Origin of the sequence: Bradyrhizobium sp. (genome assembly GCF_030654605.1) — a bacterium.
In the GTDB taxonomy this organism is placed as follows: domain Bacteria; phylum Pseudomonadota; class Alphaproteobacteria; order Rhizobiales; family Xanthobacteraceae; genus Bradyrhizobium.
Map to the genome: position 1 here is coordinate 1 of NZ_JAURXB010000216.1, position 7,773 is coordinate 7,773.

At 65.8% G+C, this 7,773-nt stretch carries 7 protein-coding genes; all 7 read right to left on the reverse strand.

Annotated features, from left to right (window positions below):
* A partial coding sequence (locus Q7U29_RS19625) for a MoxR family ATPase (RefSeq protein WP_304744077.1) occupies positions 1-662 on the reverse strand: 662 nt, incomplete at its 3' end.
* On the reverse strand, positions 663-1,739 hold the full coding sequence (locus tag Q7U29_RS19630; RefSeq protein ID WP_304744079.1) for an acyl-CoA dehydrogenase family protein: 1,077 nt from the start codon (positions 1,737-1,739) through the stop codon (positions 663-665).
* Between the two features lie 153 nt (positions 1,740-1,892).
* Entirely contained in the window at positions 1,893-2,222 is a 330-nt protein-coding gene (locus Q7U29_RS19635) for a lipid-A-disaccharide synthase N-terminal domain-containing protein (RefSeq protein WP_304744080.1), read from the reverse strand.
* Positions 2,215-2,967, reverse strand: coding sequence for a glycosyltransferase family 2 protein (locus tag Q7U29_RS19640; protein WP_370691791.1), 753 nt, complete (start codon positions 2,965-2,967; stop codon positions 2,215-2,217). The genes Q7U29_RS19635 and Q7U29_RS19640 overlap by 8 nt, the downstream gene beginning before the upstream one ends.
* A 70-nt stretch (positions 2,968-3,037) precedes the next feature.
* The gene (locus Q7U29_RS19645; protein WP_304744083.1) at positions 3,038-3,871 is read right to left on the reverse strand and encodes a phosphatase PAP2 family protein; all 834 of its coding nucleotides are present in this window, start codon (positions 3,869-3,871) and stop codon (positions 3,038-3,040) included.
* Positions 3,872-5,614 carry a glycosyltransferase family 39 protein gene (locus Q7U29_RS19650; RefSeq protein ID WP_304744085.1) on the reverse strand — a complete coding sequence of 581 codons (1,743 nt, stop codon included), beginning with the start codon at positions 5,612-5,614 and terminating at the stop codon, positions 3,872-3,874.
* Positions 5,615-5,664: 50 nt separating this feature from the next.
* Positions 5,665-7,722 carry a penicillin-binding protein 1C gene (gene pbpC / locus Q7U29_RS19655; RefSeq protein ID WP_370691792.1) on the reverse strand — a complete coding sequence of 686 codons (2,058 nt, stop codon included), beginning with the start codon at positions 7,720-7,722 and terminating at the stop codon, positions 5,665-5,667.
* Between the last annotated feature and the right edge of the window lie 51 nt (positions 7,723-7,773).

A 7,773-nucleotide genomic window follows, 5' to 3' on the forward strand; every position in this document is an offset into this window, starting at 1 on the left:
TCCTCCAGCTTCTGCTCGGGAAAGCCGATATGCAGATGCAGGCAGCGGCGCTTCAGCGCGTCCGAGAGGTCGCGCTCGCCGTTGGAGGTCAGAATCACCGTCGGCTTCACGATCGCCGTGACGGTGCCGAGTTCGGGGATCGAGACCTGGTAGTCGCTGAGGATTTCCAGCAGCAGCGATTCGAATTCGGCATCCGACTTGTCGATCTCGTCGACCAGCAGCACGCAGCCGTTGGCCTGCTCCAGCGCCTGCAGCAGCGGGCGCGGCTCGACGAATTCCTTGGAGAAGAACACGTCGCCGAAATCATGCAGCTTGCCCAGCGCCGCGGCCAGCGTGTCGGCGCCCCCCAGCACTTCGCCGAGCTTGTCCTTCAGGATCTGGGTGTAGAGCAGCTGCTTGGCGTATTTCCACTCGTACAGCGCCTTGGCTTCATCGAGCCCCTCATAGCACTGCATCCGGATCATCTTGAGCCCACGCCACGCCGCCAGCGCCTTGGCCAGTTCGGTCTTGCCGACGCCGGCCGGGCCTTCGACCAGGATCGGCTTCTCGATCTTCTCGGCCAGATAGACCGCGGTCGCGATCTGCTTGCTGGCGATATAGCCGGCTGACGCCAGCCCGCGGGTGACGGCTTCGATCGAATCCGCCGGCAGATGGGTATTCATTTAATGGTTCTCGCTTCCTACTGAATTTCCAAGCCTGATCTGCCTGATCTTGCGCGGCTCGCGCGCGACCTGGGCCAGCATGTCGAACGCGGCCAGCGCGCGAACCGTCGCTTCGTCGGCCGGCGCGCCCTGCCCCAGCAGCTCGCGGATTTCGCCGACGATGTCGCGCGCCAGCAACCTTACGCCGATCACGCGCGCCGGAACATCTTCGCCCTCGCCATCGAGTGCTGCCACCGCCAACCGGCTCGCCGCCTGCACCAGCGACACCAGACCCGCGATGCGGCCAAGCTGCAAGGCATTCTCTTCGCTGTGCTCGATATGGCTTGCGGCCTTTTCGAGCAGCCAGTCCAGCAAGCCCGCGACATTCGCCGTTCCGACGGTGTCCTCGACATCGCGAAACGGCAGGGCCATGGCCGAATACGCGTCGGGCATATCGCCGATTTGCGCCGACGCCGGCAGCTCGCAGCCATCGAATTCCAGCTCGCAATGCGTCGCCGGCAACAGCGTGTCCAGCGCCTTCATCGGCTTGATCGAAAGTCCGGCCGTTTCTTTCGGGACCATGAACAGGCCATAGCGCTTGCGGCCGTCCTCGACCGCGACCACCGCCAGCACCAGAAAGAGATCCGCGACCGGACCATTGGTGACCCAGGCCTTGGCGCCGCGCAGGACAAATCCCGCGCCACGGGATTCTGCCGTCGTCTTCAGAAGCTTCGGGTGCGCGCCGGCGCCGGGCTCGGAGATCGCGATCGCCGTGCAGACCTCGCCGGCGGCAATCCGCGGCAGCCATGTTTCGCGCTGCGCCTGATTGGCAAAGCCCCCAAGGAAGAACCGCGCCGCCATCTGTCGCGCAGCAAACGCGCTCGCCAGCCCCAACAGCCCGGTCTTCGCGGCAAGCGCCTGTTCGGCGGCGGCGATCGCCCGGTAGCTGTCGAGCCCGGCATCCGCGCCCGGCAGGCCAATCTGGAACAGGCCGGCCCGCGCCATCGGCCCGAACGGATCGGCGAGAACGTCGTCCTTCGCGATCGACCACCAATGATCAATCCGCGCAAACACTTCCAGGCTCGAACGATGCGGCATCTAATGAAACAACTCGAATTGCGAGGCATGGGACGGTGGCATCAAGGTATTCCTATACCTCGAAACCATCTGTGAACATAAACAAAAACACTAACCTTTCCATGGGGTTGCTTTCTATGCATGGGGTTGTTTTTGCGATTTTTGTATGCCCCATCAATCCTTCGCCGAGGCCTGCCGTCCTGTGACAATGATGAAATACAGATTGCGAAAATAGACCACGAGGCCGAGCGCCTGCCCGGCGATGAATACCGGGTCGCGGCGATACAGCGCGTAGATCAACAGCAGCATGCCGCCGCCGATCGAGAAGAACCAGAACGCCACCGGGATCACGCTCTTGCGCGCCCGCTCGGAAGCGATCCATTGCACCACGAAGCGCATGGTGAAGAGCCCCTGCGCCACGAAGCCCAGGATCACCCAGCCATCGAACTTGATGACGAAGACATCATGCAGATAGGTCGTGAGCATGTTGAACAGGTCAGTCATGACGTGTCACCTCGGTCGCAACGGGCGTCGGTTTCTTGCGGCGGATCAGCCACCACACGCCGGCGAGATCCATGATCCCGATCCATAACCGATCGAAAAAGCCGTAATTCGACACGCCGGAATGGCGGGGACGGTCGATGACGTCGACATAGACGATGTCAAAACCCTCGCGGCGCACCAGCGCCGGCAGAAAGCGATGCAGGCCGTCGAAATAAGGCATCATCAGGAACACCTCGCGGCGAAACGCCTTCAGGCCGCAGCCGGTATCGCGGGTGCCGTCGTGCAGGATGGCGTTGCGCACGCCATTGGCGGTGCGCGACTGCCATTTCTTGAAACCGGTGTCCTTGCGCCCGACCCGCTGGCCGGCGGCAAGGCCGAGGCGGTCGCCGCCGTTCTCGATCGCCGCGATCAAATCCGGCAGGAAGGCCGGATTGTTCTGCCCGTCGCCGTCGAGCGTCGCCACGATGGCGCCGCGCGCGGCACGGACCCCGGTGCGCACCGCGGCCGATTGCCCCGATGACGTTGCATGCCGGATCTGCCGCAGGTTGGCGCGCGCTTTCATCAATTCCGCGAGCCGCTCGCCGGTCGCATCGGTGGAGCCGTCGTTGACGTAGATGATCTCGTACGGCCATCGGCCGTCGAGCGCGGCGGCGATTTCCGTGATCAGCGGCGTCACATTGCCGGCCTCGTTGCGCACGGGAACGACGATGGAAACGGCCACTTCTGTCGCGTCGGATGAAGGCAAATCGATGCTCGTCGTTTGAGTCGGCCTGCAGCCGGAACCCGCTGCGCCGCTGCCTCGCGGCGTCCGCTTCTTATGGGGCTGACGCCCCTCCGGCAACCCTTTTGAGGTGCCCCAGCGAGGGCCCCGGAAGCGGCACGATGGCGCCGTCGCCGCGGATCGCGAAGCCGAGGCGACGCGCGGCAAACCAGTAGCGCACCGCCATCGCGCCGATCACGCCGATCAGCGCGCCCGCCACCACGTCGCTCGGATGATGCGCCAGCAGCACCAGGCGGCTGAGCGCGATCGCGATGGCATACGCCAGCATCACGGGGCGCGCCTGCGGCCACAGCGCGGAAACCGCGAACGCCAGTGCGAAGGCGGTATTGGCATGGCCGGACGGGAAGCTCGCAAAGGCCTCGCTGCCGCCGAAATGCCTGAAGTTGAAAACGTTGTCGCCGACGAAGGGGCGGCCGCGCCCGACGACCCATTTCAGGACCTCGCCGATCATGGCCGGCACCCACACGGCGAGAAACACAAACTGCAGCCGCGTCCCCAGCCCCAGCAACAGCGACCGCGCCTGCCCGCGCAAGACAGGCGCAGTGAAGGCGACGACGAACAGCAGCCCGGCCAGCGCCCACAGCACATAAGCGGATTTCCCGAAATCGGTCAGGATGCGGATCGGCCAAAGGCTCGGCGTGCCGCGCTTCGGCATCCAGCCGATTTCCGTCGCGTCCAGCAAGTACATCAGCGCGATGATCGCGGCGCCGAGAATGGCGGTGAGCTGCACGACGTGGCGTGCCGATCGCCGCGCCGCCTCGGCACGGCGCGAATGCGACGGCGAGCGCACCAGTTGCACCGCCGATTGGCGCAGGACGGCCAGAAGGCCCGAGAAATAATTCGATGCGGCGCCGGCCGGGGCAGACATTTATTCGGTGCCTTCGGAGCGGAAGATCGCGATCGAGATCGCCTTGCCCTGCGAAAAATTATAACCGTCGATGCGATTGGCCACGTTGTAGCGCAGCCCGATGGCTTCGGCGCGCGCGGCGAAGCTGCGTTCCGAGCGCGATTCGACCAGCGCAAACCTGCAACTGCCCTGCCCCAGGAAATCCGCCGCCCCCGATCCGTCCGTCAACAGCGTCGAGGTTCCCGTCATGAAGACCAGGCTCGGCTCGTGAAAGCCTGCGGCTGCGGCTTTCGGTCCGACGCAGACGACGTTACGCAATGCGCGGGCGATTTCGGGACTCGGGAACAGCGGCGTCAGCGACGGCAACACGATGCCATAGACGGCGATCGCCAGAAACATCGCCGAGACCACGGCGTTCAACAGCGAGCGTTCGGCGCGGCTGTCCTCGTAGAGCCACCACGCGAACAGCCCGAAGATCAGCGCCGCCGCGATGAACGGCCAGGCCAGAAACACCGGCTGGCGCGTCAGCGCTATCGCGCCGACCACGACAAGCACCGAAGCCCCGGCCGGGATTACGAACCACCAGGCCGCGCCCCGCATCAGCCACGATCGCGACAATATCCGGCGTTCCAGCGCGCCGACCGTGAGGATCGCGATCGCCGGATACAGCGGCAGCACGTAATGCGGCAGTTTTGTCATCACCAGTTCGAACACGATCCAGGACGGCATCAGCCACGCCAGCAGATATTGCGCGCCGGGCTCGCGCCGCGCCCGCCACACTGCCGGCGCCGCCATTCCCGCCAGTGCCGCCCCCGGCCAGAACGTCACCCAGAACAGCGCCAGATAGAATCCCGGCGGCGCGCCGTGGGATTCCTGCGCGGCGAATTTCGCCAGCATGTCGCGCCCGACGGAATCGGTAAAGAACGTATCGCCGGCGCGCCAGTAGATCGCGACGAACCACGGCAGCACCAGCACCAGCAGCCACATCAGGCCCCAGACCGGACGCAGCCGCCACAGCCACGTCGCCGACCGGTCGAGAATCGCCAGCGTTGCGACCGTGAGCACGACGAACAACAGGATCAGCGGCCCCTTGAGCAGGATGCCGCCGGCCAGCGCGGTCCAGAAGATCGCGGGCCAGGACCATGGCGGCCGCACGGGATCCTCGCCGCGCTGCCACGACAGATAGACCCGCGCCATCGCGCCCATCGCCGCGACCACGGTCAGCAGCAGCATGGCATCGGTCTTTGCCAGCCGCGCTTCGACGCCGAGCAGCACCGAACTGGCCATGATCAGCCCGGCCAGGATGGCGCCGCGCCGGGTCACGAACGCCAGCGCCGTCCAGTAGGTCAGCAGCACCGCGCCGATCGCGCCGATCAGCGAGGGAATGCGGTACAGCCAGATGCGAATTTCCGCCCGCGGCAGGCCCAGCGCTGTCGCGGTCTCGACCACGGCCGATTGCATCCAGTAGATGCCGACCGGCTTCTTGTAGCGGACATCGTCCTGGAAGCGGATGTCGATGAAATCGCCGCTCTCGACCATCTGCTTGGTCGCCTGCGCGAACCGCGCCTCGTCGCGATCGATCGGCGGGATATTGAAAAAGCCCGGCAGAAACAGCACGAGGCCGCAGGCCAGCAGGAACAGCGCCGCCCTGAGATGGCTAGCCGCCACGAGGTCAAGCAGGCCGGCAAGCCGGCTGCCCGGATTGACCCGGTTCTTCGGCTCGCGCGGCTCTCCAAATCGGGGACGGGCATAGGTCTCGACCATTGGTTCCGATTACGCCGAAACCGCTATTCCCACAACCGGTTAGGCACCCTTTATTGAATTCGGATGACAACTGTGTCCGCGGCGCCCACCGCGTCGATCACGGTCAGCCTGGCAAAGCCCGGACCGGGCGGCTCGACCAGCCGCTGGCGCCGGCTGTCGATTTCGCCCACCGACACGCCGTTCACCAGCATGGTGAGCGGCAGCACGCCGCCGGCGATCTTGACGGGCATCGCCGAGAACTGCCCGCCATTGCCGCGATCGACGTCGATCCGCGAGCCATTGAGCGGAAACTGGATGCGCGGCGCCTGCTCGCTACCGGTGCGGACCAGTTCCCCCGCCGGCCGGAACCGGCGCAGCGGCAGCGGCAGTTTGGCATTGCTGGCCACCAGCGCGCCCTTTGGCGGCTTCGGCAGCGCAGCCGGGAGTTTTCCGGTGCGGGCGAAGGCATCGAACAGGATCGGGGCCGCGGCGGTGCGCCCGACCAGCCCCGGCACCGGCGCACCATCGGGCCGTCCGACCCAGACCCCGATGGTGAGCCTGCCGTCGAACCCGACCGACCAGGCATCGCGGTAGCCGTAGCTGGTGCCGGTCTTGAACGCGATCCGGTTGTGCGCGGCGTTTTCCGGGGGTGGCGTGCCGATCAGCACATTGCCGACCTGCCAGGCCGCGACCTGATCCATCAGCCGCAGATTATCGCGCGCATCGTCGGTTGCCCTGACGATCTCGCGCAGCGGCCTGGTATTGCCGAGCCGCGCCAACCCCGAATAGAGCTGCACCAGATCCTGCAGCGTCACGCCGACGCCGCCGAGACCCATCGCGAGGCCCGGCGCCTCGTCCTTCGGCAGCACCAGATTGGCGCCCGCCTGCTTCAACCGCGACGACAGGCGGCTGGAGCCGACGCGATCGAGCAGCGCGATCGCTGGTACATTGAGCGACAATTGCAGCGCCTTGCGCACCGGCACCGTGCCCTGAAACGTCATGTCGAAGTTTTCCGGCGCGTAAGCGCCAAAGCGGATCGGCCGGTCGTCGATCAAGCTTTCCGGATGCACGAAACCGTCCTCGAAGGCGAGCCCGTAGATGAACGGTTTCAGGGTCGAGCCCGGCGAGCGCACGGCGCGGGTCATATCGACCTGACCGGCGCGCCGCTCGTCGAAATAGTCCGGCGAGCCGACATGCGCCAGCACGTCGCCGCTCTCATTGTCCACAGCGACAATGGCGACGGAAATGTTCGAGCCCAGTGCGATGGCACGATCGCGCGCCAGCGTCTCCAGCACCTTCTGCAGCCCGGACTCCAGCGTCAGCTTGATGACCGGCGTATCCTTCACGGTCACCCGCGCCTGATCGGCGGAATGCGGCGCCAGAATGGGCATCGGCTTGCGCAGCCGCGGCACCGAAACAGCCTTGGCCTGAACCGCGTCCTCCACCGGCACGAGGCCGTCCTCGACCATGCGATCGAGCACGCGGTCGCGGGCGATGCGCGCCACCTCGGGATGGCGATCGAGCCGGCGGGTTTCCGGCGACTGCGGCAACGCCACCAGGACGGCTGCTTCCGCCAGCGACAATCGCTTCGGCTCCTTGCCGAAATAGGCGATGGACGCGGCGCGAATGCCCTCGAGATTGCCGCCGAACGGAGCCAGAGCCAGATAGAGGTCGAGTATCTGGTCTTTTGTCAGCTGCCGCTCGATCTGGATCGCGCGGACCATCTGGCGCAATTTGGCCGAGAGCGATCGCTCGCGCCGCGGCTCCATCAAGCGCGCCAGCTGCATCGTGATGGTGGAGCCGCCGGAGACGATGCGACCGCTGGACACGAGCTGCCATGCGGCGCGGCCCAGCGCCTGCGGATCGACGCCATGGTGGGAATAAAACCGCCGGTCTTCGTAAGCCAGCAGCAGTTTCAGATAGGACGGATCGACGCCGGTCCGAGCATCGACCGGCAGCCGCCATCGGCCATCCGCCATGGCATAGGCGCGCAACAGTCTGCCGTTGCGGTCGACGATAGTGGTGGAGATTTGCCGGGCCTGTTCGAAAGGTAATGGGCCGAGCGAGACGACCCAGGCCGCAAAGGCGAGTGTGACGCAGACGACTGCAACAGCTATGCCGATGACAATGCGCCGAGCGTGGCCCTTGCCCACTCCGTCATGGCCGGGCTTGACCCGGCC

Excerpts from the sequence above, each read along its gene's own strand:
- Q7U29_RS19630 (WP_304744079.1), bottom strand. The coding sequence starts at position 1,739 with ATGCCGCATCGTTCGAGCCTGGAAGTGTTTGCGCGGATTGATCATTGG.
- Q7U29_RS19635 (WP_304744080.1), bottom strand. The coding sequence starts at position 2,222 with ATGACTGACCTGTTCAACATGCTCACGACCTATCTGCATGATGTCTTC.
- Q7U29_RS19645 (WP_304744083.1), bottom strand. The coding sequence starts at position 3,871 with ATGTCTGCCCCGGCCGGCGCCGCATCGAATTATTTCTCGGGCCTTCTG.
- Q7U29_RS19650 (WP_304744085.1), bottom strand. The coding sequence starts at position 5,614 with ATGGTCGAGACCTATGCCCGTCCCCGATTTGGAGAGCCGCGCGAGCCG.